Consider the following 23,470-nt stretch of genomic DNA (forward strand, 5'->3'; position numbering starts at 1 on the left):
CCGGCCTACGACGGAGCAGAACGGGCGGCCGTCGACGTCGGGAGGCGCGTGGTGAACGTTCTTCGGCTCGCGCCCGGCATGGGCAGGCGGCTGCTCGTCGCGGTGGCGGCGGGGGCCGCGGCGGAGCTGGCGGCGGTGGGGCTCATCGGGGCGGCGGCGTGGCTGATCACGCGGGCTGCCCAGCAGCCCTCGCTGGCGGCGCTGAGCGTGGCGATCGTCGCGGTGCGCGCGTTCGCGACCACCCGGGGGCTGTTCCGGTACGGCGAGCGGCTGGCCGGGCACGAGGTGGCCCTGCGCGCCCAGGCGTCGGCACGCGAGCGGCTGTACGAGGCCCTCGTCCCGGCGGGACCGCTGGGCAGGCGCGGGGCCGACCTGCTGAGCCGGATGGTCGACGACACCGACGCCGTGCAGGACCTGCTCGTCCGCTGCCTGCTGCCCGCCGCCGCCGCGGCCGTCACCGCCGCCGCTGCGATCGCCGTGGGAGCCTTCCTGCTGCCGGCCGCGGCGCTGGTGCTGCTCGCGGGCCTGCTGGTGGCCGGGGTGGTGCTGCCCGCCTGCACGGCCGCCGCGGCGCGGCGCCGTTCGACCAGGCTCGCCCCCGCCCGCGCCGAGCTCGCCGCCGGCGTGGCCGACCTGGTGCACGGCGCCGCCGACCTGGCCGCCTACGGCGCGACCGAGCGGGCGCTGGAGGCCGCCGCCCGGGCGGACGCGCGGCTGGCGGCGCTGGAGCGGCGCCAGACCCGGGCGAACGCCGCCGCCCTGGCGCTCGGCACGCTGGTCCAGGGCCTCACCGTCGCCGCGATCGTGCTGGTCGCCCAGGCGGCCGGCATCGGCCAGGTGGCCACCGCCGTGCTGGCGCTGACCGCGCTGGTCTCCTTCGAGCCGGTACTGCCGCTGGCCGCCGCCGGCGAGCGACTCGCCGGGGTCATGGCGGCGCTGCGCAGGCTGCGCGAGATCCGCGCCACCCCGCCCGCCGTCCCCGGGCCCGCGACCCCGGCGGCCCCGCCGGAGGGGCCCCTGACGGTCCGGGTGGACGACCTGGTGGTCCGGCACGACCCCGCGTTGCCCCCGGCCCTGGACGGCGTGTCGCTGACCCTGCCTCCCGGCCGGCGCGTGGCCGTGGTCGGGCCGAGCGGCGCGGGCAAGAGCACCCTGCTGTCGGCCCTGATGCGCACCGCCGACATCGAGTCCGGATCCATCCGCCTCAACGACGTCGACGTGCGCGACCTCGCCCCCGACGACGTCCGCGCGAGGATGACCGGCCTCACCCAGGACCCCTACGTCTTCCGCGCCTCCCTCCGCGACAACCTCCGCCTCGCCGGCCCCGACGCCGGCCAGGAGGAGCTGGCGGACGCCGTGCGACGCGCCCGCCTGGAAACCTGGGTCGAGCGCACCGGCTGGGACACCACCTTGGGCGAGGACGGCCGCACGGTCTCCGGCGGCCAGCTCCAGCGCCTCGCCCTAGCCCGAGCCCTGCTCCACGACCCCGAGATCCTGCTCCTCGACGAGCCCGCCGAGTCCCTCGACGAGCCCACGGCCGACGCCCTCATGGCCGACCTCCTCGACGCCACCCGGGGCCGCACCACCCTCCTGGTCACCCACCGCCTGCGCGGCCTGGAACAGGTCGACGAGATCATCGTCCTGGAGTCCGGCCGCGTCACCCAGCGCGGCCACCACGACACCCTGACCACCACCCCCGGCTACTACCACGACCTGTGGACCTCGGAAACCCTCACCGCAGGCACCCGCTGACGGAGCGAACCGGCTCTCCCCGCTCGAACGGACGATCACGGGTGTCGCCGCCTGCCGGGTGACGCGGCACCGTACCCCCAGCGTGCGGAGATGGGCTGTGGTGGCCGATCAGAGGGTCGCCCTCAGAGGGCTGCGCCGAAGGCACCTTTCGGAGGACGGAACGGCGATGCCGGGGAGGTTTACATTCCAAACCTGTTTGGTTTACAGTACAAACTAGTTTGGACATGGGAGGGTCGCATGCGTGCGGTCGAGGGGGACGACGACGAGCGGGTGCTGAGTCCGGAGGACTCGCTGCGGCTCATCAACGACCAGCGGGCCGAGATGAACCGCCGGCTGGGGCTGAATCCGCTGCTTTTCTACGTGCCCTGGGGGGTGGCGTGGTTCGTCGGGTTCGGGGCCTTCTTCCTGCGGCACGGGCTTTCGGGCGAGCCGTACGTCGACCTCTCCCGGGGGGCGAGCCTGACGGTGCTGCTGGTGTCGATCGGGGTGGCGCTGGCATTCACGGGGTACGCCGGGTGGCGGCAGGGGCACCACGTTCGCGGGGAGTCGCAGGACCGGGGAGCGATGTACGGGCTGACGTGGTCGGCCGCGTACATCACGATGAGCTTCGTCGCCTCGCGGTTCGTCCGCCACCTCCCGCCCGACGAGGCCGACCTGCTGTGGGCGTCCCTGTCGATCTGGGTGGTGAGCATCATGCTCATGGCCGGGGGGGCGGTGTGGCGGCTCCGCGCGATGTTCGCCGGCGGCGCCGCCATCGCGGTCGTCAACGCGGCCGGGGTGGCGGCAGGGCCTGGGTGGCACGCGCTGCTCATGTCGGTCGTGGTGGGCGGCGGGTACATCGTCGCCGCCCTGGTGCTGCGCCGTCGCATGGCGAAGGCATGAGCCTTCCCGGCGGCGGGCTCCCCGAGCTCGACCCGGTCATCCACGCACAGGCCCGTCTCCGCGTCGTCACCGCCCTCTCGACCATCCCGGAGGGCGACCAGATCAGCTTCCCCCGGCTACGCGACATCCTCGGCATGACCGGCGGGAACCTGTCGGTCCACCTGGGCAAGCTGGAGGACGCCGGGTACGTCGAGATCGCCAAGACGCACAAGGGCCGGACACCGGTGACCTACCTCGCCCTCACGCGCCGGGGGCGGCTGGCGTTCGACGACTACACCACGGCGATCCGCGCGCTCCTCGACGCGGCCGGCCCCGGGCCGGCGGGCGGGCCGCCCACAGGCAATGGATCATCAGAGATGGGGCAAAGCACATGACAGAGGTCCTCGCCCACGCGGACGCGGTCACCCGCCGGTACGGCGACGTGGTCGCCCTGAACGACGTCTCGCTGGAGATCCGCGCCGGAGAGCTGGTCGGCCTGCTGGGGCCCAACGGCGCGGGCAAGTCGACCCTGGTCAACCTGTTCGCCGGGCTGCGGCGGCCCAGCTCGGGGACGGTCACGCTGTTCGGCGGTCCTCCCGGGGACCCCGCCAGCCGGCTGCGGCTCGGCATGACGCCGCAGGAGACCGGCCTGCCGCCCACCCTGCGGGTGCGCGAGGTCGTCGACTTCGTCGCGGCGCACTTCCCCTCCCCGGCCGGCCGCGACGAGCTCCTGGCCCGCTTCGACCTCACCGAGCTGCGCGACCGGCAGGTCGGCGGCCTCTCGGGCGGGCAGAAGCGGCGGGTCGCGGTCGCCCTGGCGTTCGCCGGGCGCCCCCGGCTGGTCATGCTGGACGAGCCCACCACCGGCCTGGACGTCGAGGCCCGCCGTGCCCTGTGGGACGCCATCCGCGACTTCCACGCGGACGGCGGCACCGTCCTGCTCACCAGCCACTACCTGGAGGAGATCGAGGCCCTGGCCGAGCGCGTGGTGGTGGTCGGCCAGGGCCGCGTGCTCGCCGACGACACCCTGGCGGCGGTGCGCGGCATGGTCGGCGTCCGCCGCGTCGTCCTTTCGGTCCCGGAGCTGCCCGACCTGCCCGGCGTGCTCGGCGTCGAACGCGACGGCGAGCGCACCCGCCTGCTCACCACCGACGCCGACCGCCTGGTGCGCGAGCTGGTCAGGTCGGACGTCCCCTTCTCGGGCCTGGAGATCCAGCCCACCACCCTGGAGGAGGCGTTCCTCACGATCACCACCCGCGACGCCCACCCCGCCCCCGCCGTCTGAGGACGGGCGTCCACGCACCGCGTACCGGCCGGACCGGCGCCCAAGCGACCGCCGACGGGGGTCCCCGGGCGCCCCTCCCTCGCGGCAGACCCCACCGTCGCGGCACGAAGACCACCCACGCGACCAGGCCACCCCGTTCGCGGGAGGACCGTCCGCTCGGGCCGGGTGGGGACCGGCACCAGTCCTTCTCGATGACGTTCCCGTCAGGAGCTCTCATGTCGCTTGTCGTCACGCACACCAAGTACCAGTTCCTGGAGACGATCCGGATCCCGATCGCGGTGATCGGGAACGCGTTCTTTCCGAGTGCTTCCATGCTGTTCTTCGTGGTGCCGTTCGCCGGGGACGATCCGGTGGCGGCCACGTACGCGACCGGGTCGATGATGACGTTCGCGGTCATGGCGAGCTGCCTGTTCACCTACGGCATCGGGGTCTCGGAGGATCGGGCCCAGCCGTGGGATCCCTACCTGCGGACGCTGCCGGCGGGGCCGGGGCCGCGGTTCGCGGGGCGGTTGATGACGGGGCTCGCGTTCATGGCGATCGCCCTCATACCGGTCGTCGTCATCGCGGCTCTGCTGACCGAGGCGAACGTGTCCGCGTTCCAGGTGCTGCTGGGGCTGGTCGCGCTGGCGGCGGGGGCGGTGCCGTTCACGTTCCTGGGGCTGCTGATCGGCTACTCCCTGCCGTCCAAGGCGGCGATCGCGGTGGCGCAGATCCTGTTCTTCCCGCTGGCGTTCGGAGGCGGGCTGCTCACCAGCCCGCAGCAGGCGCCGGCCTTCATCGAGAACATCGCGCCGTACCTGCCCACCCGGGGCGCGGTCGAGCTGGTCTGGGCGGCCATCGGGGACTTCACCCCGAAGGTGACCTCGCTCGTGATGCTCGCCGTCTGGACGGTGGTGACCGGCGTGCTGGCCACCTGGGCCTACCGCCGTGACGAGGGCCGCCGCTTCTCCTGACGCCTCAGCCGAGCCGCCGGCGCGCCGCCGGGCCCGCGGGGGCCCCGGCGGCGCGCCGGCTCTCGGTCGTTGTCGATGGGTCGGGCTGTCGCCAGTCGGCGGTCGTCAGTTGGCGGTGGTCCGCTCGACCAGGGTCACCGTGGCCGTGGCGGTCTGGCCGCCGCGGACGTAGGTGACGGTGATCTTGGTGCCGGGCTTCAGGGCGCGGATGGCGCCGACCACAGTGTCGGCACCGGCGACGGGCTTGTCGTTCAGCTTGGTGATCAGGTCGCCCGCCTTGAGGCCGGCGGCCTCGGCCGGGCTTCCGCTCTGGATCGAGCCGATCACGGCGCCGGAGACGTCGCCGGTGGCGTCGGCCAGGTCGACCCCGAGGAAGGCGTGGGTGGCCTTTCCCGTCGCGATGAGCTGGTCGGCGACCTGGCGGGCCGTGTTGATGGGGATCGCGAAGCCCACGCCGATGTTGCCGTCGCCGCCGTTGGTGGCGATCGCGCTGTTGACGCCGACCACCTGCCCGGAGGCGTTGACCAGGGCGCCGCCGGAGTTGCCGGGGTTGATGGCGGCGTCGGTCTGGATGGCGCCGCCGATGGTGGTGGCCGTGCCCTGCTGCTGCGGCTGCGCCTGCCCCGGCCAGCCGGGCGGCAGCTGCCGCTGCTGGTTCTGCGACGGCCCGCCGACGGTCAGCGTGCGGTCGAGGGCGCTGACGATGCCCGCGGTGACCGAGCCCTCCAGCCCGAGCGGGCTGCCGATGGCGAGCACGGCGTCGCCCACCTTCAGCTTGTCGCTGTCGCCCAGCGTCGCCTTGGTCAGGCCCGAGACGTTCTGGGCCCGCACGACCGCGAGGTCGGTGGTGGGGTCGGTGCCGACGACGCTGGCCGTGGCGCTCGTGCCGTCGGTGAACTTGACCTGCACCTTCGCGTCCGGGCCCGCGCCGGCGACCACGTGGTTGTTGGTGAGGATCAGGCCGTCCTCCGAGAGGATCACGCCCGAGCCCTCGCCCTGCCCGGTGCCGCTGGTCACGGTGATCGACACCACCGAGGGCTGGACGGCGCGGGCGACGTCGGCCACCGTGGTGCCGGCGGAGTCGGAGGCGGGCCGGACGATCGGGCTCGTGATCACCGTGCCGTTCCCGGACGCGGCGGTGGCGACGACGGCTCCGGCCGCGCCGCCGCCGAGGGCCATGGCGGCGAGCGCCAGCCCCGCGGCGACCTTGCGGCCGGTTCCCCACCGGCCGGGCTGCGCCGCTCCGGGCTGCCCCACGCCCGACCACTGGTCAGCGCCACCGGGCCCGGGCCGGCCCATGCCGAACGGGACCGCGCCGAACCGCGCCGTGTCCCCGTGCCCCGAGCCGGGCTGACCGGCGCCCGGCTGGTAGCCCCCGGGCGGGGCGGCACCGACCTGGTTCATTCCGGGCTGGACGGCACCAGGCCCACCGGCGCCCGGCTGGTCGGCCCCGGACCGCGGGGCGCCCGGGTGCGTGCCGCCGAGGTGGCCGGGCGGGGGCAGGTTCACTGCGGGCCCCACCGGCCCCGGGGCGGCGCCCGGCTGGGCGGTGCTCCGGGCCGTCATGTCGGGCCATGCCGTGGCCGGGCCCTGCTCGGGCCCGTGCCCGGACGCGGCGGGGAGCCGCTGGGTGTCCCCGGCACGGGGGCGGTAGGCGCCCGGCTCGGGCGGGGTCCGTCCGAACTGGGTCCACCCCCGCGCGTCCGGCTCCTGAGCCGGGACGTCTGTGCTCTGCTCACGCGGGTCTTCGGCGTTCATCTCATCCCCCAAAGCTGGTCACACGTGCCGGTCATTCGGCGTCGTCGGTTTCGACCGGCAAATCAATGATGACAAACCACCGATAAGAGCTGCCTAAGCGATTCCTGGACGTTGGCTGAACGCCGGGCGCGCCGGGGCGGGCCTCGGGGGACGGCCCGGCGCCCGCCCCGGCGCGGGCCCGGGGGGCGGCGCCGCTCCCCCGCCCGGCCTCGAAATCGAGGGGCGGACACGCGGCCACCCGGGACGCATCACCCGATATCCGGAGCAAGAAAACCGTGGCCGTGCCGTCATATCGGGGAATATCACCACCGGCCGCGGCCGTCCTAGGCGGCACGTGCGCCATTCCCACGGAACCGGCCGACATCGCATTAAGTTTGTGGAATGACAGCCGGAAACCGAACCGCACGCCTTCCGGGGGAGTTCATATGAAAAGCCGGGCACTGCCGGCGATCGTACTGCTGGCGCTGGCGGCCGGGGCCGCGCCGGCCGCCGCGGAGGAGGATCCGCTCGAACGCCTCTGGCGGCAGCAGGCCCAGCGCCCGTCCCTCTCGATCACCACCACGGACGTCACCGGGGAGCAGCACACCATCGGTTACGTCGACATCGACGGGCACGCCGTCACCGAGGGGGACATCGTCATCGGGACGGCCGCGGAGGCCGCGTCCGGGAAACTGCAGCTCCCCGGCATCTTTCCCGAGGTCGCGCAGGTGCGGCCCGGCCCGATCGGCCGGCCCGGCACCCCGGCCCCCGCCCCGCCGGCGCGCATGGCGCTCTGCGATCAGCCGCCCGCGGGCGCCGCCACCACCAAGCGAGGAGCCCTGTGGCCGGGCGGCAAGGTGCCCTACGTCCTGGCCGCCGACCTGCCGGCCACCGCGCTCAGCGCCGTCGCCGACGCGATGAAGGACTACCACGACCACACCTGCGTGCGTTTCGTGCCGCGGACCTCGGAGACGAATTACCTGAGCCTGTTCCCGGGCGCCGGATGTTACTCCTACGTGGGCCGCGTGGACGCTCCCGCGCAGGAGGTGTCCATCGGCAGGGGATGCGAGCGCAAAGGCATCGTCATCCACGAGCTGATGCACGCGATCGGCTTCTACCACGAGCATTCTCGCTCCGACCGCGACTCGGCGGTGACCGTTCACCTGGAGAACGTCATGAGGGGGTATGAGGAGCAGTTCCAGAAACTCTCCCCCGAACAGAACCGTCTTTTCGGAGACCTCGACTACGGGTCGGTGATGCTGTACGGGAGGACTTTCTTCAGCAGCAACGGGCAGGACACCCTGGTTCCCAGGAAACCGGCCGTGATCGGCCAGAGAACCGGTTTCAGCCCGGTCGACCTGACCTCGATCCGCGCGCTCTACGGCTGCCCCGAGCCGGTGATCGCGCCCACACCGGTCACGCCCACACCGGTCACGCCGACGCCGCCGCCGACACCGACGCCGCCAAGGCCCACAGCGTCGCCCACGCCGACGGTGCAGCCCACGCCGACGGCGCCGCCCACGGTGGGCCCGCCCGCCTCCGTCTCGCCGGCGGCGTCGCCCGCCCCGCCCAAGCCGGCGCGCCTGCGGTGAGAGACGGGCCGCCCCCGGTGGGACATCACCGGGGACGGCCCGCGCGGCGCCGCGTGCCGGGTCAGGCGGCGGCGGTCTCCGCGACCGTCGCCGGGGTCAGCGCGATCTCCAGCACCTCGCGCACGTCGCTCACCGCGTGCACGGTTAGCTCCCGCCGCACCGCCTCGGGCACGTCGTCGAGGTCGGGCTCGTTGCGCGCCGGGATGAGCACCGTGGTGATGCCCGCCCGGTGCGCGGCGAGCAGCTTCTGCTTGACCCCGCCGATCGGGAGCACCCGGCCGGTGAGCGAGACCTCGCCGGTCATCGCCACGTCCGGCCGCACGGGGCGGCCCGACAGCAGCGACGCCAGGGCGGTGGTCATGGTGACGCCCGCCGACGGGCCGTCCTTGGGGATGGCGCCCGCCGGGACGTGGATGTGCACCGAGCGGTCCTTCAGCGACCCGACCGGCAGCTCCAGCTCGGCGCCGCGCGAGCGCAGGTAGGACAGCGCGATCTGCGCCGACTCCTTCATGACGTCGCCGAGCTGCCCGGTGAGCGTCACGCCGGTGGAGCCGGTCTCCGGGTCGGCCAGCGACGCCTCCACGTAAAGGACGTCGCCGCCCGCGCCGGTGACCGCCAGGCCGGTGGCCACACCCGCGACCGCCGTGCGCTGGGCGGACTCCGGAAGCGAGGACTCCGGCACGTGCCGCGGCCTGCCGAGGTGCTCGACCAGGTCGCCCGTGCCGACGTGGACGGGGAGCGCCTCGGGGTCGAGGGCCGCCTTCGCCGCGACCTTGCGCAGGACACGCGCGATCGACCGCTCCAGCGAGCGCACGCCGGCCTCGCGGGTGTACTCGCCGGCGAGGCGGCGTAGGGCCTCCTCGTCGATGGTGGCGTCCTCGGCGGTGAGGCCCGCCTTGTCGAGCTGGCGCGGCAGCAGGTGGTCGCGGGCGATGGCGACCTTCTCGTCCTCGGTGTAGCCGTCGAGCGTCACGATCTCCATGCGGTCGAGCAGCGGGCCGGGGACGGCCTCCAGCACGTTGGCCGTGGCAAGGAAGAGCACGTCCGACAGGTCGAGCTCGACCTCCAGGTAGTGGTCGCGGAAGGTGTGGTTCTGGGCGGGGTCCAGGACCTCCAGCAGCGCGGCCGTCGGGTCGCCGCGGTAGTCGGCGCCGACCTTGTCGACCTCGTCGAGCAGGACCACGGGGTTCATGCTGCCCGCCTCGCGGATGGCCCGCACGACGCGGCCCGGCAGCGCGCCGACGTAGGTGCGCCGGTGGCCGCGGATCTCGGCCTCGTCGCGGACGCCGCCGAGGGCGACCCGGACGAACTTCCTGCCCATGGCGCGCGCCACCGACTCGCCCAGCGAGGTCTTGCCGACCCCGGGAGGGCCGGCCAGCGCCAGGACGGCGCCGCTGCGGCGCCCGCCCACGACGCCGAGGCCGCGGTCGGCCCGGCGCTTGCGCACGGCGAGGTACTCGACGATGTGCTCCTTGACGTCGTCCAGACCGGTGTGGTCGGCGTCGAGCACGGCGCGCGCGGCGGCGAGGTCGTAGGAGTCCTCGGTGCGGACGTTCCACGGGATGTCCAGGACGGTGTCCAGCCAGGTGCGGATCCAGCCGCTCTCGGGCGACTGGTCGGAGGTCCGCTCCAGCTTGTCGACCTCCTTGAGCGCGGCCTCGCGCACCTTCTCGGGCAGGTCGGCCGCCTCGACGCGGGCGCGGTAGTCCTCCTCCTCGGAGGACGCCTCGCCGTTCAGCTCCGACAGCTCCTTGCGCACCGCGGCGAGCTGCTGGCGCAGCAGGAACTCGCGCTGCTGCTTCTCCATGCCCTCCTGGACGTCCTTGCGGATCGTCTCGGCGACGTCGAGCTCGGCCAGGTGCTCTCGGGCCCACTCGACCAGCAGCGCGAGCCGGTCGGCCGGGTCGGGGTTCTCCAGCAGCTCGACCTTCTGGGCGGTGGTCAGCCACGGGGCGTAGCCGGAGCTGTCGGCCAGCTCGGAGGCGTCCTCGATCTGGTTGATGGCGTCGACGATCTGCCACGCGCCGCGCTTCTGCATGATCGTGGTCGCCAGGGCCTTGTACTGCTTGGCGGACTCCTCGGCGCGCTCGTCGGCCGGCAGGACCTCCATGCGGGTCGACTCCACCCACAGCGCGGCACCGGGGCCGGTAGTCCCCGAACCCATGCGAACCCGCTCAAGGCCCCGCACGACGGCCGCGGGCTCGCCGCCGGGCAGGCGCCCGACCTGCTCCACCAAAGCGGAGACGCCCACGGCGCCGTACCTGCCGTCGATGCGTGGCACCAGCAGCACGCGGGGCTTGGCCTGCCCCGCGGACGCCCTCGCGGCGTCGATCGCCGCGCGCACCTCGGCGTCCGACAGGTCGAGCGGGACGACCATGCCGGGGAGGACGACCTCGTCGTCGAGCGGCAGGACCGGGAGGATCAAGCTTTCACTCATGCGGACTCCCAAAGTTGAGTTACATGGACTCAATTAATGGGAGCGCCTGAATGTTCCCCACCTTGCGCGTGTTCGCTGCCAGCGATCGTAATCGTGTAATCGCCTGGCCCGGCAGAACGCCACAGATCACCTCCCGAGGGGACGAACGCCCCCGCCGCGCGCCGCCCGAACCCCTGCCGGGGCGGGAGTTGACGCGGCCTTGCCCCCTGATACCGGCACCAGACCTGGGAGGGGCCTGCGAGGACGTTCGCGGCTTCCAGCATGATGGTCCGCATGGACAACGGCGGCATCCGCATGAACACCCCCCGCGGACGATGGGTCCTGTTCGTCACCGTCCTCGGCTCGGGCATGGCGTTCCTCGACGGCACCGTCGTCAACGTGGCCCTCCCCAAGCTGGGCGAGGATCTCGGGGCGTCCATGTCGGGGCTCCAGTGGACGGTCAACGCCTACACGCTCACCCTGGCCGGGCTGATCCTGCTGGGCGGCTCCCTCGGCGACCGGTTCGGCCGGCGCAAGGTGTTCGTCGTCGGCGTCGCCTGGTTCGCCCTCGCGTCGGCCCTGTGCGGGCTGGCGCCCAACATCGAGACGCTCATCCTCGCCCGCGGGCTCCAGGGCGTCGGCGGCGCCCTGCTCACCCCCGGCTCGCTGGCCATCATCCAGGCGTCCTTCGTCCGGGGCGACCGGCCGCGCGCCGTGGGCGCCTGGTCGGGGCTCGGCGGCGTGGCGGGCGCGATCGGGCCCCTGCTCGGCGGCTGGCTGGTGGAGACGGCGGGCTGGCGGTGGGTCTTCCTGATCAACGTGCCGATCGCGGTGCTCGTGATCGCCGCCGGCGTGCGGCACGTGCCCGAGAGCCGGGACGAGGCGGCCACCGGCCGGTTCGACGTGCTCGGCGCGGTCCTGGCCGCCGTGGCCCTGGCGGGCATCACCTACGGGCTGATCGAGCACGGCGCGCCCCTCGCGCTGGGCGCCGCGGCGGCCGGCCTCGCGCTCGGGGTGGCGTTCGTGTCGCTGGAGATCCGCCGCTCGCGCGGCGGGCCGGTGTCGCCGCTGGTCCCGGTCAGGGTGTTCGCCTCGCGCGAGTTCACCGCCGTCAACGTCGTCACCCTGGTCATGTACGCCGCGATGGGTGTCGTGTTCTTCCTGCTGGTGGTGGAGCTGCAGGTCGCGGTGGGCTTCTCCCCGCTCGCGGCGGGCAGCTCAATGCTGCCGGTCATGCTGCTGATGCTGCTGCTGTCGGCCAGGGCCGGCGAGCTCGGCAAGCGCATCGGGCCGCGGCTGCCGATGACGGCGGGCATCCTGACCTGCGCGGCGGCCCTGGTGTGGATGAGCCGCATCGGCCCGGGGGCCTCGTACGTCGTCGACGTGCTGCTCCCGGTGACGCTGTTCGGGCTCGGCCTGTCGGCGGCCGTCGCCCCGCTGACGGCGACGGTGCTGGCCACCGCCGAGGAGCGGTTCGCCGGGGTGGCCAGCGGGGTCAACAACGCGGTGGCGCGCACGGGCAGCCTTCTCGCCGTCGCGGCCATCCCGCCGCTGGTCGGCCTGACCGGCGAGGCGTACACCTCGGCGACCGCGTTCACCTCGGGGTTCCGCACAGCGATGCTGGTGAGCGCGGGCATGCTGGCCTGCGCCGCGCTGCTCACGTTCGTCACGATCAGGACGAACGCGATGATGGAGCCGGAGGCCACGAACCCCTGCGACCCGTGCGTCCCGCCCCTGAACCCGGCGGGCGAGAAGCACCGGCGGGTGTGACGGGCCGGCTCAGTCGTTCTCCCGCTCGACCTTCACGGCCGTCACCGGCACATCGCCCCGGCAGGTGACGGTCACCTTCACCGTCTCGGCGTCGGCCTCGAACTCCAGGGAGGCGGCGGCGTCCGGGCCGGGCTTCACGTCGTCGGCGGCGTAACCCTGGGCCGGGCTCCACGACCCGAGCACCGCGCGCCCGGCGTCACAGGAGGCGACGAGCGACCCGCCCTGTGTGTTGAACGCCTTGCCCGGGGCGGCCGAGGGCCGGGACGGCACCGCCGGCCGGGGCACGGCCGAGGCGCTCGCCAGCGTGCGGGCGAGGTCGGCCTGGCTCACGGGCGTCACCACCCGCTCCGACAACCCCTCCCCCAGCAGGGAGATCGCCCAGGTGCTGGTGAGCGTGGTGAGCGCCGCGACGGCGAGCCACCCCAGCACGGCGAGCAGCGATCGGCGGTTCATTCCCCCAGCCTGCCAGGTGCCCCGCACCGGATCGACCGCGCGGCGGCTGTACCGTGTGGTCGTGGCGCAGCTACTGCTGATCGAGGACGACGCCGCGGTGCGGTCCGCGCTGATGCGCGCGCTCACCGAGCGCGGTCACGCCATGAGCTCGGCGGGCACGGGCATGGCGGGCCTGCGCATGGCCGTCGACGAGCGGCCCGACCTGGTGATACTCGACCTCGGCCTGCCCGACGTCGACGGTTACGAGGTGATCCGCATGCTCAGGGCGGTGAGCGCAGTGCCGCTGATCGTCGCCACGGCCCGCGACGACGAGCACGAGATCGCCCGGGTGCTGGACGCCGGAGCCGACGACTACCTGGTGAAGCCGTTCGGCGCCGTGCAGCTCGACGCCCGCATCCGCGCGGTGCTGCGCCGCCAGCGCGACGAGGACGACGCCGCCGACGCGCCGCTCTCCGTCGGCGCCCTGCGGGTCGACCCGCGCGGCCGCGAGGCCAGCGTCGACGGCCGCGTCCTCGACCTGCGGCCCAAGGAGTTCGACCTGCTGTGCTACCTGGCCGCCCGCCCCGGCGAGGTGGTCAGCAAGCGGGAGCTGCTCTCGGAGGTCTGGCAGGTGCCCTACGGCGGCGGCGACAAGACGGTGGACGTCCACGTGTCGTGGCTGCGCAACAAGCTGGGCGAGTCGGCGCAGGAGCCGCGCTACCTGCGCGTGGTCCGCGGCGTCGGCATCAAGATCGTGGATCCGGAGCGGTGAGGCGCCGCCTGCTGGTGCTGGTGGCCTCGACGGTCTCGCTGGCGCTCGTGGCCTTCCTGGTGCCGCTGGCGCTGCTCGCCCGTGAGCTGGCCGCCGACCGCGCCACCGCCGACGCGCTCGTGCGCGCCCAGTCCCTGGTCCCCGTGGTGTCGGTGGCCGGCACGGAAGCCCTGCAACTGGCCGTCGAGCAGGCCGACGGCGAGGACAGGCCGCCGCTGACCGTCTACCTGCCGGGCGGCGCCGTGCTCGGCGCCCCGGCCTCGCCCTCGGACGCCGTCCGGCTCGCCTTCACCGGCCGCAGCCTGACCGCCCAGGCCGCCGGCGGCCGGGAGATCGTCGTGGCCGTCGAGGGACGCCCCGGCGGGACGGCCGTCGTCCGCACCTTCGTCTCACAGGCCGAGCTGACCCGCGGCGTGGGGCGGGCCTGGCTGATCCTGGGGCTGCTCGGCCTCGGGCTGCTGATCATCAGCCTGGTCGTGGCCGACCGGCTGGCCCGTTCGCTGATCCGGCCGATCGCCGGCCTGGCGGGCCTGTCGCACCGCCTGGCCGCGGGCGACCTGACGGCGCGGGCGTCGCCGGAGGGGCCGCCGGAGATCCGGGACGTCACCTCGGCGCTCAACAACCTGGCCGAGCGCATCCGGGTGCTGCTGGCCCAGGAGCGCGAGGCCGTGGCCGACCTGTCGCACCAGCTCCGCACCCCGCTGACCGTGCTGCGGGTGGAGGTCGACGGGCTGCCCGCGAGCGAGCAGTCGGCCCGGGTCGGCACGGCGGTGGAAGGCGTGGAGCGCATGGTCACCAAGGTGATCGAGGAGGCCCGCCGGTCGCGGCAGGAGGCGACCGGCGAGTGCGACGCGGCCGAGGTGGTCGCCGAGCGGCTCGACCACTGGTCGATGCTCGCCCGCGACCAGGGACGCGCGGTCGAGCGCGACCTGGCGTCCGCCCCACTCAGGGTGGGGCTCGCCCAGGAGACTCTGGTGACCTGCGTCGACGCCCTGCTGGAGAACGTGTTCGCCCACACCCCCGAGGGCACCGCCCTGGCCGTCCACCTGAGCGGCCGCCCGGAGGGCGGCGCCGTCCTGCAGGTGACCGACCGGGGCCCCGGCTTCACCCACCACGACCCCTCGGAACGCGGAGTCAGCGGCGGCAGCTCCACCGGCCTAGGCCTGGACATCGTCCGCCGCGCCGCCCGCCGCGCCGGCGGCTCCCTGACCCTGGGCTCAGCCCCGGGCGGCGGCGCCCGGGTAACCGTCGAGCTCGGCCCGCCGCCACGTTGGCCCGGCATCAGCGATGACCGTGGAGCCCGGCCCGCCGCCACGTTGACCCGACGTCAGCGATGACCGTGGAGCCCGGCCCGCCGCCGCGTTAACCCGGCGTTAGCCTTCGTCAATCCCGGCGCTATCCCTGCCTCCGGCAGTCTCGAACCTGTAACCGAGACAGCAATGCACCGGAGGTTCTGATGCGTAAGCCTATGATCATCGCTGGCCTGGCCACCGCGGCCGCGCTCGTCGTCGGCGGCGGAGTCGCCGTCGCGGGGGTCCAGGAGACCCCCACCCCCGCCGCCTCCTCTTCGGCTCCGGCCCCGGCCCCTTCCACGCCGGCCGGCACCCCGTCCACGTCGGTCCCCACCGATGACGACCGCAAGCAGGGTGAGCCCGCCCCGGCGGTCGCCCGCGAGGCGGCCGAGAAGACGGCCCTCGCCCAGGTGCCCGGCGGCAAGGTGACCGAGGCGGAGCTGGACACCGAGAACAACACCCAGGTCTGGGAGTTCGACGTGACCGGCACCGACGGCGTCGAGAACGAGATCACCGTGAACGCCACCAGCGGCGCCGTGATCGCCAACGAGAAGGACGACGACACCGACGAGCAGGACGACCAGGACGACGCGACTGACGACCAGGACGACGCGAACGACGTCGACGACGACTGACGCGTGAGCCCACCCGCCGCGACCCGGGCACCCGCCCGGTCGCGCGGCGGCGCGCTCAGGCCGGGTGGGCCCGGGTCAGCTCCACCAGTTTGGTGACGGTCGCCTTGAAGCGGGCGGACCACCACCAACCGCGCGGTCGCGGAGGCGATCACCCGCGCCCTCCCCGGCGCGTCGCCCGTCCTCACCGAGGGGCGCGGCCCCCACGCGCCTGAGCGGGCCGCGCACCTCGACATCGGACGGCTGCGCGGTGACACCGGTTTCGAGCCGGAATACGACCTCGACCGCGGCATCTGCGACTACGCCGGCTGGCTCCGCTCCGGGCACCCGCGCTGACACCCGTTCCGAGACGTACGACACGACGCCGTCCCCACCGGTGCAGGTGCCGCCGTGGCCCCGTGACGCCACGGCAGGCGCAACGGGGGCGCACTGCGGACAGGTCATACTTCGCGGACCGCCCCCGACCGGCCGCGGCCGGCGGCATGCGGGGACTCAGTGGGGCAGGACGGCGCGGAGGGCGCTGGCGAGGCGTTCGTAGTCTTGTTCCTGGTTGTAGAGCTGGGCCGAGAGGCGCAGGAGGCCGGCGGCCGGCCAGGGTCTGATCGCGGCGCGGCAGCGGTGGCGGGTGTAGAGCTCGGACGCCAGGGCCTCGGCCTCGGGGAGGGTCTGGGCCACGCCTTCGGGGAGTCGCAGGACGCGCATGGACAGTTCGGGGTCCGACCGCCAGGGCACCAGGCCCACCTGCTCCGCGACGATCCGCTGGCCGCGGGCGACGAGGGCGGCGTTGCGGGAGCGTACGGTGCGGGCACCCAGCCCATCCAGTAGGCGGGTGCCGTGCGGCGATGCCAGCCAGGCCGTGTAGTCGCGGGTGCCCTGGAACTCCACCGACCTGGGGAAGCCGTCGTCCTGGTACCAGGAGACGACCAGGGGCTCGACGCGCTCCCGCCACGCCGGGCCGACGGCCAGCACGCCCGAGGGGGCGGGCGCGAAGCACCACTTGTGCAGGTTCCCGGTCCAGAAGTCGGCGCCGAGGCCGCTGACGTCGACGTCGAGCATGCCCGGCGCGTGCGCCGCGTCGACGATCGTGACGACGCCGAGGGCGCGGAACCCCTCCACCAGGCGCTCCACCGGCAGCAGGCGCGCGGAGACCGAGGTGACGTGGTCGAAGACCGCCAGCCTGGTGCGCGGGGTCACCGCCCCGAGGAACGCCTCCGCGGCGTCCTCGCCGGACCAGTCGCCGTCCTCCCGCCCGGGAAGCGTCACCGTGACCACCTTCGCTCCGGTGAGCTCGGCCCGCCGCCGCGCGGCGATGCCCACAGCGCCGTAGGCGTGGTCGCCGACCAGGATCTCGTCGCCCGCCGCGAGCGGCACCGAGTTCAACGCGACCGCCACGCCCTCGGTCACGTTGGCGACGAAGGCCGTCCCCTCGGGCTCGGCCCCCAGGAACGCGGCCACCTCGTTCCTGGCCTTGGCGATGCGGTCGAGCAGGGTGGTGTAGAAGACGTCGGGGTCGTGATCGAACTCCCGGTGAAGCTCCCCCTGCCGCTCCCGCACCACCTTGGGCACCGCCCCGAAGGACCCGTGGTTCAGATGCACGACGCCGGGGTCAAGGCTGAAATCGTCGATATCCACCTAACGGACCCTAACCATTCCCCTCACCCCCGAACCGCCCAACCCCGGCCCGCCGCCCCCATGGGGGCGGGCACATCCTGGTTCACGTTCCATCGGCGGCCGGGCCGGAGGCGTCGGGTGTCAGGAAGGGGGTTCGCAGGCGGCGGCGCGGGTGAGGAAGACGGCGCGTTCGCGGGCGTTGCGGGTGAGGGCGGCGGCGCGGTGGAACTCCTGGCGGGCTTCGTCCGTGCGGCCCAGTTTGGCCAGGAGGTCTGCGCGGGCGGCGGGGAGGTGGGGGTAGTCGCGCAGGGAGGGGTCGGTGGTCAGCGGGGCGAGGACGGCCAGGCCCTGGGCGGGGCCGTGGGCCATGCCGACCGCGACGGCGCGGTTCAGCTCCACGACCGGGGACGGGCGGACGTGGGCCAGCACGCGGTACAGGGCCGCTATGCGCTCCCAGTCGGTGTCCTTAGGGTCGAGGGCGCGGGCGTGGCAGGCGGCGATGGCGGCCTGCAGGGCGTAGGGGCCGAAGGCTCCGCCGAGCGCCTCGGCGCGGGCCAGGGCCTCGGTGCCGCGGCGGATGAGCAGGCGGTCCCACCGGCGGCGGTCCTGGTCGAGGAGCAGGACCGGCTCCCCGGACGGGCCGGTGCGGGCGGGGGTGCGGGACGCCTGGATCTCCATCAGGGCGACCAGGCCGTGCACCTCGGGTTCGCCGGGCATGAGGCCGGCCAGGACGCGGCCCAGGCGCATCGCCTCCTCGCAGAGCGCCGGGCGCATCCAGTCGCCGCCGGCGGTCGCGGAGTAGCCCTCGTTGAAGACCAGGTAGACGACCTCCAGCACGGGCGGCAACCGGGCGGCCAGCTCGCCGGGGGCGGGCATCGCGAACGGGACGCGCTTGGCGGCCAGGGTGCGCTTGGCGCGGACGATGCGCTGGGCCACGGTGGGCTCGGGCACCAGGAACGCCCGAGCGGTCTCCTCGGTGCTCAGCCCGCCGAGCAGGCGGAGCGTCAGCGCGACGCGTCCCTCGGCGGGGAGCACCGGGTGGCAGGCGGTGAAGATCAGGCGCAGCAGGTCGTCGCCGATGTGGTCGTCCAGCCCGTCCTCCGGGCCCGCCTCCGAGCGGGTCTCGACGTCGCGGCCCAGCTCCTGCAGCTTGCGGTCGTAGGTCGTCCTGCGGCGCAGCAGGTCGACGGCCCGGTGCTTGGCGGTCGCCATCAGCCAGGCGCCGGGGCGGTCGGGGACGCCGTCCCCGGGCCACCGTTCCAGCGCGATGACCAGGGCGTCCTGCGCGAGCTCCTCGGCCGTGCCGACGTCCCCCACGACACGGGCGAGCCCGGCGACGAGCCGCGCCGACTCGATGCGCCAGACCGCCTCGATCGCGCGATGGGTGGTGCGATGCGGATCGGCGGCCGTCACGGCTACCGATCCAACCACGCCACCCGCCGGCCGCGGCCCCCGCGTCCTCGGCGGAGGCCGTCGCCGAGCGCGGCAGGTGACGCGCCGGGGCCGGTAAGGCCCGAGGAGCCGCGCGCGGAGCTCCGGCACCCGCACGACCACGCCCCGGCCGTGCCGGGGTGATATCGGTCCGGGTCCATAATCCTTCTCGTGGTCGCATAGACGAGGAGCCGCGCATGGACGCCGGCCAGGGCGACGGGCGTCGCCCGTCTACGATCCGGCCGCCATCATGGCTGGAAGCGCCTCGGCCGCGGGGCCGGGCACGCGAGGAGGAGGGGCAGATGGAGGAGATCGACCCGGATGCGGAGGCCGACCCCCGCATCGATCTCGTCCTGTTCCTGCGCGCCCGCTGGGCCGAGGAAGAGGCGGAGCTGGCGAGACTCACCCGGACGCGGCCCGTCCAGGACTACCTTCGGCGGCACGCCGGCCGGCTGAGGGCCGATCTCGCCGCCAAGCGGGCGCTCGCGGATGCCCTGGAACGCCTGCTGAGCGAGGAGATAGCGGACGACCTGGCGGACGAGGATCTGTCCTTCAGGAGACCTGGGGAGGTCGCCATGGCGATCGGCCGTCTCAGCGAGGTGCTCGCCATGGCCGTCCACTTCGCCGGCCAGTACGAAGGTCACGAGGGCTTCGACAAGCGGTGGGAGCTGTAGGGACGGCCGAGCGGCCGGGCTGGGTCAGGGGCCCCGCACCCGCCACGGCGCACTCCTCGTCGCGCCGGGGGACGGTCAGGGCTGGGGCGGGAGGTCCTCGGGGCCGAACACGCGGTGGACCTCGGCCTCGCCCTCCCAGCCGTCCCACAGGTCCTGGTGCAGCTTCATGAAGCGGGAGGTCCATTCGACGGCCTCCTCCTTCGAGCGGACGTCGTACAGGGCGTAGCTGATCATCTCCTTGGCCTCGGCGAAGGGGCCGTCGGTGACGCTCAGCTTCCCGGCGGCGAGCTCTACCCGCGCGCCGGCGGCGCTGGGGGCCAGGCCGCCGTTGTCGAGCATCACGCCGGCCTTGAGGGCGTCCTCCCCCAGCTTCATGATGGCCTCCATGAGGTCCGGCGGCGGCGGGGTGGTGGCGGGACCGGCCTTGAGCAGCACCAGATAACGCATGCGATCTCTCCTTATGTTGGGTCTTGCGGGAATTCGGCCCGGACGGCCCGGGCGTTGCTCCCTCCGGCGTGGGCCGCCGCCGGTTCCGGCGGCCCTTCACCCATGCCTCGAACGGGGAGACCGGGATTCGACACTTCCGCCGAAATCTCTTCGAAGAATTTTCCCGGACGTCGACGACCCAGGTCAGAAGGCGAAAGCCTGGGAGCGGACGCTGTTGTCGAAGTTGGACAGCAGCAGTTCGGGCTCGCCTACGGCTCGGATGGCGGGGAGGCGGGTGAACAGTTCGCGGTACATGATCTTGATTTCCTGGCGTGCCAGGTTGGCGCCGAGGCAGAAGTGGGGGCCGGGGCCGCCGAAGCCGACGTGCGGGTTGGGGCGGCGGGTGATGTCGTAGCGGTCGGGGTCGGCGAAGACCTCCTCGTCGCGGTTGGCCGAGCCGTAGAACAGCACGACCTTGTCGCCGGGCGCGAGCCGGACCCCGCGCATCTCGTACTCGCGGGTCACGGTGCGGCGGAACTGCATGATCGGCGAGACGTACCGGACGGTCTCCTCGATGGCGCCCGCGATGTGGCCGTCGAAGTCGCCGGTGAGCCGCTCGCGCGCGCCGGGGTTGTCGGTGACCAGCTTGAGGCCGTGCGCCATGGTGTTGCGCGCCGTCTCGTTGCCCGCGACCAGCAGCAGGGTGAAGAACGAGCCCAGCTCCCTGGGGGTCAGCCGCTCGCCGTCGACGTTCGCGGTGACCAGCGCGGACACCAGGTCGTCGGCGGGGTCCTTCTCGCGCCGGCGGCCGAGGTCGATCACCAGGCGCTGCAGGGCGAACAGCGCGGCCATGTTGCGCCCGGCCATCGCCAGCGTGCGGGGCAGGCTCATGCGCACCCCGGTGTAGGCGGTCGAGACGTCGACGTGCCGGTGCACGCGGGCCCGGATGTCGTCGGGGACGCCCACCATGTCGCAGATGACGTGGATGGGCAGGCGGGCGGCGACCTGGGAGACGAAGTCGCGCGGGCCCTCCTTGACGACGTCGTCGACGATGCGCTCGGCGGCCCTGACGATGTCGGCGTCGAGCTTGGACAGCATCTTGGGCGAGAAGGCACGCGAGACGATGCGGCGCAGGCGGGCGTGCCGGGGGTCGTCGAGGTTGACCATGGAGTCGCCGAAGACGTGCTTCACCCAGCCGGGCGGCTCGGGGTTGGTCACGGCCGGCTCACTGGAGAAGACCTTCGCCTCGCGGCTGGCCTCCACGACGTCGGCGTGCCGCACCAGGGCGTAGAACCCCTTGCCCGAGCGCAGCAGCGGCACCCGGCGCTCGGCGAAGAACACCGGGCTGCCGAGCCTCCTGAGCCGCGCGAAGTCGCGGTCGCGCTCACTCGGCGGGCGGCGCCAGAACGCGAGGTCCGCAAGGTCGATGCCGGTCTCCACCACCGCTGTCACGGTCCCATCCTGGCACGCCGCCGCCCCGCGCCCACCCCGAAAGCGACGGCCGGAGCGGGCGCGGGCGGCCTCAGCGGTAGGGCTGCCAGCGGGTGGTCAGGTCGCGGGCCTTGTAGGTGCGCATGCGGTGCTCCCACTGGCCGCGGACGCCGGGGTTGCTGCGCAGCACCGGCAGCACGCTGGTGACCAGCTTCAGCTCGCGCAGGCGCCGCAGCACGGGGAACCCGTCCCACCGGGTGACGTCGACGCCGTAGGCGGCGACCATCAGGGCGTGGTCGTCGGTGGGGTAGTCGAGGCGCAGCCGGCCGACCGCCACCGGGGTGAGGTCCCACTCGCGCGGACCGATCGCGGTGCCGTCGTAGTCGCACAGCACCGGGCCCTGCTCCCCGGCGATGAGGTTGCCGCAGAAGGCGTCGCCGTGGATGACGCCGGGCGGCAGCTCGAAGCGCAGGGCCGCCAGCCGCTCGTCGATCTCGTCGCACTCGGCGAGCAGGAAGGCGTGGTCGGCGGGGTCGAGCTCCTCCGGCTCGGCCAGCCGCTGCCGGACGTCCTCCATCGGCCGCCACGCCGGCAGGACGGCGGGCGGGTACGGCAGCGCGTGCAGGCGCCTGAGCAGGACGGCGAGGTCGGCGCCGTCGGGACGGCGCCCGGTGGGCCGCACGTCCTCCCACAACGTGACGATCTGGCCGCGCAGCACGAGCGGCTGCGTGACCCCGGGCAGCAGCCGCACGCCCGGGAAGTCGTGGGCGGCCAGCCACCGGGCGACCCGCACGACGTTGCCTGCCTGCCCGCGGGTGGCCGCGGACCCGGCCACGCGCACCACCACCGGCGCCGTGCGCAGCCGGAACACCGCGTTGTTGGTGAACTTGATCAGCTCGGCGCCCTCGGCGTCCAGCCCGACCGCGGCGCACGCGGCGGCCAGCAGGGAGCGGAGGTTGTCGCGGGTGAGCCCCCCGGAGGGGTCGACGGTCGTGACGCTCATCCGGCGCGCAGCTCCACGATGCGCCGGCACAGCTCGCGGGCGTCCGAGAGGCCGGACCGCTCGGCCGCCGCCTCCTCCAGGGGGCTGAGCCGGTCGATCGTCCTGACCGACCTGATGCGGGTGACCAGCGTGACGGCCTCGTGGCCGTCGCGCAGCCCGAGGTCGACGTCCCCGAGCATGAGGCGGGCCGTGGCCAGGCCGATCAGCTCGAAGACCTTGCTGCGCGCCATGGTGTCGTCGCGGCTGCCGACGCTGCGCGCCAGCAGCTCGGCGGCCCGGGCCAGGTGGCCGGGATGGGTGGCGGCCAGGCTGGCGTGGGTCATGCCGCTCGCGGCCTGGAGGTCGGTGAGGCCGAAGAACCGCACCCAGCACGGCGCCGCGTCGCGGTCGGCCCTGGCGAACTCGTCCTCGGCGCGGCGGATCGACTTCAGCGCCAGCCGCTCGTCGCCCAGCAGCGCGTACGCCCACGCCTCGTTGGCGCACAGCATGGAGACGGTGAGCTCGCAGCTGGCGTCCTGTGCGCTGATCTGGCCGAGCTGGAAGAACCGCAGGGCGTCCTTGACGCGGCCGCGGTGCAGGTGGACCCGGCCCATGCGGTACAGGACGTTGGCCGCCAGCGACGGGTCTCCGGCGTGCTTGGCCTGTTCGAGCGCGCGGGTGAGGTGGTCGCAGGCGGCGCCGTACAGGCCGGTGTCGAAGGACGTCCAGCCGGCGAGGTTGTGCTGGTCGGCCAGGGCCAGGTGCAGGCGGCGGCCGACCTGCTCGGTGCGGTCGGCGCGTAGCAGGTTCTGCGACCAGGCGAGCTGCGCGACCACGGCGTCGCGGCAGACGCCGCCGCCGTAGCGGTAGTCGAGGCCGCGCAGGGTCTGGGTGACGGTCTCGACCTGCTCGACCTCGGCGTCGCCGATGCGCCGGGGCACCGGGGTCTCGCTGCGCGGGAGCGGCCGGCGCCACCGGCCCTGCTCGACGTCGGCGGCGCCGATCGTGACCTGGGCGGCGTGCGCGAGCAGAAGGCGGACCCGCTCGTCCTCGCCGGCGTCGCCCCTCGGGCCGGCGGGCGGCGGGACGACGAGGTCGTGTGACGCCTCGTCGTAGGCCAGGCCCATGTAGCCGCGCGGGACGCCCAGGCCGTCGGCGATGCGCACCAGCACGTCGTACGCCATGACCTGGCGCCCGTTGAGGATCTCGGAGATCTCGGACTGGGACTGCCCGGTGAGCGCCGCGATGCGGCGCTGGGAGATGCCGACGCGCTGCAGGAGCAGGTAGACCGTGGCTATGTCGCGCTCGGCGAGCGCGCGCCGCATCTGGGGACGCTCCCAGACGGCGAAGCTTATGGCCTGCTCGATCGCATGAGTGACGTTCATGCCGACCCTTCGGCGGTGAAGGCCTCTGGCCTCTCG

The 23,470-nt window shown here is 73.9% G+C and carries 20 protein-coding genes; 11 read left to right on the forward strand and 9 right to left on the reverse strand.

Annotated features, from left to right (window positions below; genetic code table 11):
* The first annotated feature begins 51 nt into the window (after nt 1–51).
* From cydC to PYR91_RS29525, 5 genes are all read left to right on the forward strand, one after another.
* Entirely contained in the window at nt 52–1,752 is a 1,701-nt protein-coding gene (gene cydC, locus PYR91_RS29505; RefSeq protein ID WP_279785041.1) for a thiol reductant ABC exporter subunit CydC, read from the forward strand.
* A 237-nt stretch (nt 1,753–1,989) separates the two neighbouring features.
* Nucleotides 1,990–2,634: a hypothetical protein gene (locus PYR91_RS29510; RefSeq protein WP_279785044.1), complete on the forward strand. Its 645-nt coding sequence runs from the start codon at nt 1,990–1,992 to the stop codon at nt 2,632–2,634.
* Nucleotides 2,631–3,008 carry a transcriptional regulator gene (locus PYR91_RS29515; RefSeq protein WP_279785046.1) on the forward strand — a complete coding sequence of 126 codons (378 nt, stop codon included), beginning with the start codon at nt 2,631–2,633 and terminating at the stop codon, nt 3,006–3,008. The genes PYR91_RS29510 and PYR91_RS29515 overlap by 4 nt, the downstream gene beginning before the upstream one ends.
* Nucleotides 3,005–3,898 carry an ABC transporter ATP-binding protein gene (locus PYR91_RS29520; RefSeq protein ID WP_279785048.1) on the forward strand — a complete coding sequence of 298 codons (894 nt, stop codon included), beginning with the start codon at nt 3,005–3,007 and terminating at the stop codon, nt 3,896–3,898. The genes PYR91_RS29515 and PYR91_RS29520 overlap by 4 nt, the downstream gene beginning before the upstream one ends.
* Nucleotides 3,899–4,113: 215 nt before the next feature.
* Nucleotides 4,114–4,851, forward strand: coding sequence for an ABC transporter permease (locus tag PYR91_RS29525; RefSeq protein ID WP_279785050.1), 738 nt, complete (start codon nt 4,114–4,116; stop codon nt 4,849–4,851).
* 105 nt (nt 4,852–4,956) lie between these two features.
* Here PYR91_RS29525 and PYR91_RS29530 read toward each other — a convergent pair whose 3' ends face one another.
* Entirely contained in the window at nt 4,957–6,609 is a 1,653-nt protein-coding gene (locus tag PYR91_RS29530) for a trypsin-like peptidase domain-containing protein (RefSeq protein ID WP_279785052.1), read from the reverse strand.
* A 425-nt stretch (nt 6,610–7,034) separates the two neighbouring features.
* On the opposite strand from PYR91_RS29530, the gene PYR91_RS29535 reads away from it, so the two are divergent.
* A complete protein-coding gene (locus PYR91_RS29535) occupies nt 7,035–8,180 on the forward strand; it encodes a M12 family metallopeptidase (RefSeq protein WP_279785054.1) in 1,146 nt (381 codons plus the stop codon).
* Nucleotides 8,181–8,241: 61 nt separating this feature from the next.
* On the opposite strand, the gene lon is transcribed toward PYR91_RS29535, so the two are convergent.
* Nucleotides 8,242–10,617: an endopeptidase La gene (gene lon, locus PYR91_RS29540; RefSeq protein WP_279785055.1), complete on the reverse strand. Its 2,376-nt coding sequence runs from the start codon at nt 10,615–10,617 to the stop codon at nt 8,242–8,244.
* A gap of 273 nt (nt 10,618–10,890) precedes the next feature.
* Between lon and PYR91_RS29545 the strand changes: the two genes are divergently transcribed.
* Complete coding sequence (locus PYR91_RS29545; protein WP_279785057.1) at nt 10,891–12,366, forward strand: MFS transporter; 1,476 nt, start codon at nt 10,891–10,893, stop codon at nt 12,364–12,366.
* Between the two features lie 9 nt (nt 12,367–12,375).
* Here PYR91_RS29545 and PYR91_RS29550 read toward each other — a convergent pair whose 3' ends face one another.
* On the reverse strand, nt 12,376–12,819 hold the full coding sequence (locus tag PYR91_RS29550) for a hypothetical protein (RefSeq protein ID WP_279785059.1): 444 nt from the start codon (nt 12,817–12,819) through the stop codon (nt 12,376–12,378).
* A 61-nt stretch (nt 12,820–12,880) separates the two neighbouring features.
* On the opposite strand from PYR91_RS29550, the gene PYR91_RS29555 reads away from it, so the two are divergent.
* The 3 genes from PYR91_RS29555 to PYR91_RS29565 all read left to right on the forward strand — a co-directional run bounded on the left by PYR91_RS29555 (nt 12,881) and on the right by PYR91_RS29565 (nt 15,497).
* A complete protein-coding gene (locus PYR91_RS29555) occupies nt 12,881–13,570 on the forward strand; it encodes a response regulator transcription factor (protein ID WP_279785061.1) in 690 nt (229 codons plus the stop codon).
* Nucleotides 13,567–14,907 (forward strand): HAMP domain-containing sensor histidine kinase, encoded by a 1,341-nt coding sequence (locus PYR91_RS29560; protein ID WP_279785063.1) that lies wholly within the window; start codon nt 13,567–13,569, stop codon nt 14,905–14,907. The genes PYR91_RS29555 and PYR91_RS29560 overlap by 4 nt, the downstream gene beginning before the upstream one ends.
* Before the next feature lie 119 nt (nt 14,908–15,026).
* Nucleotides 15,027–15,497 (forward strand): PepSY domain-containing protein, encoded by a 471-nt coding sequence (locus PYR91_RS29565; RefSeq protein WP_279785064.1) that lies wholly within the window; start codon nt 15,027–15,029, stop codon nt 15,495–15,497.
* Between the two features lie 489 nt (nt 15,498–15,986).
* On the opposite strand, the gene PYR91_RS29570 is transcribed toward PYR91_RS29565, so the two are convergent.
* Together PYR91_RS29570 and PYR91_RS29575 are read right to left on the reverse strand one after the other, a co-directional pair.
* Nucleotides 15,987–17,126 carry an aminotransferase class V-fold PLP-dependent enzyme gene (locus PYR91_RS29570; protein WP_279785066.1) on the reverse strand — a complete coding sequence of 380 codons (1,140 nt, stop codon included), beginning with the start codon at nt 17,124–17,126 and terminating at the stop codon, nt 15,987–15,989.
* 120 nt (nt 17,127–17,246) lie between these two features.
* On the reverse strand, nt 17,247–18,518 hold the full coding sequence (locus tag PYR91_RS29575) for an RNA polymerase sigma factor (protein WP_279785068.1): 1,272 nt from the start codon (nt 18,516–18,518) through the stop codon (nt 17,247–17,249).
* 320 nt (nt 18,519–18,838) lie between these two features.
* On the opposite strand from PYR91_RS29575, the gene PYR91_RS29580 reads away from it, so the two are divergent.
* Nucleotides 18,839–19,210, forward strand: coding sequence for a DUF6221 family protein (locus tag PYR91_RS29580; RefSeq protein WP_279785070.1), 372 nt, complete (start codon nt 18,839–18,841; stop codon nt 19,208–19,210).
* Between the two features lie 75 nt (nt 19,211–19,285).
* Here the strand turns inward: PYR91_RS29580 and PYR91_RS29585 are convergent, their stop codons facing one another.
* The 4 genes from PYR91_RS29585 to PYR91_RS29600 all read right to left on the reverse strand — a co-directional run bounded on the left by PYR91_RS29585 (nt 19,286) and on the right by PYR91_RS29600 (nt 23,434).
* Nucleotides 19,286–19,657, reverse strand: coding sequence for a YciI family protein (locus PYR91_RS29585; RefSeq protein WP_279785072.1), 372 nt, complete (start codon nt 19,655–19,657; stop codon nt 19,286–19,288).
* 183 nt (nt 19,658–19,840) lie between these two features.
* On the reverse strand, nt 19,841–21,088 hold the full coding sequence (locus tag PYR91_RS29590) for a cytochrome P450 (RefSeq protein WP_279785074.1): 1,248 nt from the start codon (nt 21,086–21,088) through the stop codon (nt 19,841–19,843).
* A 70-nt stretch (nt 21,089–21,158) separates the two neighbouring features.
* The gene (locus PYR91_RS29595) at nt 21,159–22,070 is read right to left on the reverse strand and encodes an aminoglycoside phosphotransferase family protein (RefSeq protein ID WP_279785076.1); all 912 of its coding nucleotides are present in this window, start codon (nt 22,068–22,070) and stop codon (nt 21,159–21,161) included.
* Nucleotides 22,067–23,434 carry a helix-turn-helix transcriptional regulator gene (locus PYR91_RS29600; protein WP_279785078.1) on the reverse strand — a complete coding sequence of 456 codons (1,368 nt, stop codon included), beginning with the start codon at nt 23,432–23,434 and terminating at the stop codon, nt 22,067–22,069. The genes PYR91_RS29595 and PYR91_RS29600 overlap by 4 nt, the downstream gene beginning before the upstream one ends.
* Nucleotides 23,435–23,470 lie beyond the last annotated feature (36 nt).

It is taken from the genome of Sphaerisporangium sp. TRM90804, from assembly GCF_029846175.1.
GTDB lineage: Bacteria > Actinomycetota > Actinomycetes > Streptosporangiales > Streptosporangiaceae > Sphaerisporangium.

What these genes read in the sequence shown, in the direction of transcription:
- PYR91_RS29510 (WP_279785044.1), top strand. Translation starts at nt 1,990, where the DNA reads ATGCGTGCGGTCGAGGGGGACGACGACGAGCGGGTGCTGAGTCCGGAG.
- PYR91_RS29515 (WP_279785046.1), top strand. Translation starts at nt 2,631, where the DNA reads ATGAGCCTTCCCGGCGGCGGGCTCCCCGAGCTCGACCCGGTCATCCAC.
- PYR91_RS29520 (WP_279785048.1), top strand. Translation starts at nt 3,005, where the DNA reads ATGACAGAGGTCCTCGCCCACGCGGACGCGGTCACCCGCCGGTACGGC.
- PYR91_RS29525 (WP_279785050.1), top strand. Translation starts at nt 4,114, where the DNA reads ATGTCGCTTGTCGTCACGCACACCAAGTACCAGTTCCTGGAGACGATC.
- PYR91_RS29530 (WP_279785052.1), bottom strand. Translation starts at nt 6,609, where the DNA reads ATGAACGCCGAAGACCCGCGTGAGCAGAGCACAGACGTCCCGGCTCAG.
- PYR91_RS29535 (WP_279785054.1), top strand. Translation starts at nt 7,035, where the DNA reads ATGAAAAGCCGGGCACTGCCGGCGATCGTACTGCTGGCGCTGGCGGCC.
- lon (WP_279785055.1), bottom strand. Translation starts at nt 10,617, where the DNA reads ATGAGTGAAAGCTTGATCCTCCCGGTCCTGCCGCTCGACGACGAGGTC.
- PYR91_RS29545 (WP_279785057.1), top strand. Translation starts at nt 10,891, where the DNA reads ATGGACAACGGCGGCATCCGCATGAACACCCCCCGCGGACGATGGGTC.
- PYR91_RS29550 (WP_279785059.1), bottom strand. Translation starts at nt 12,819, where the DNA reads ATGAACCGCCGATCGCTGCTCGCCGTGCTGGGGTGGCTCGCCGTCGCG.
- PYR91_RS29565 (WP_279785064.1), top strand. Translation starts at nt 15,027, where the DNA reads ATGCGTAAGCCTATGATCATCGCTGGCCTGGCCACCGCGGCCGCGCTC.
- PYR91_RS29580 (WP_279785070.1), top strand. Translation starts at nt 18,839, where the DNA reads ATGGAGGAGATCGACCCGGATGCGGAGGCCGACCCCCGCATCGATCTC.
- PYR91_RS29585 (WP_279785072.1), bottom strand. Translation starts at nt 19,657, where the DNA reads ATGCGTTATCTGGTGCTGCTCAAGGCCGGTCCCGCCACCACCCCGCCG.
- PYR91_RS29595 (WP_279785076.1), bottom strand. Translation starts at nt 22,070, where the DNA reads ATGAGCGTCACGACCGTCGACCCCTCCGGGGGGCTCACCCGCGACAAC.
- PYR91_RS29600 (WP_279785078.1), bottom strand. Translation starts at nt 23,434, where the DNA reads ATGAACGTCACTCATGCGATCGAGCAGGCCATAAGCTTCGCCGTCTGG.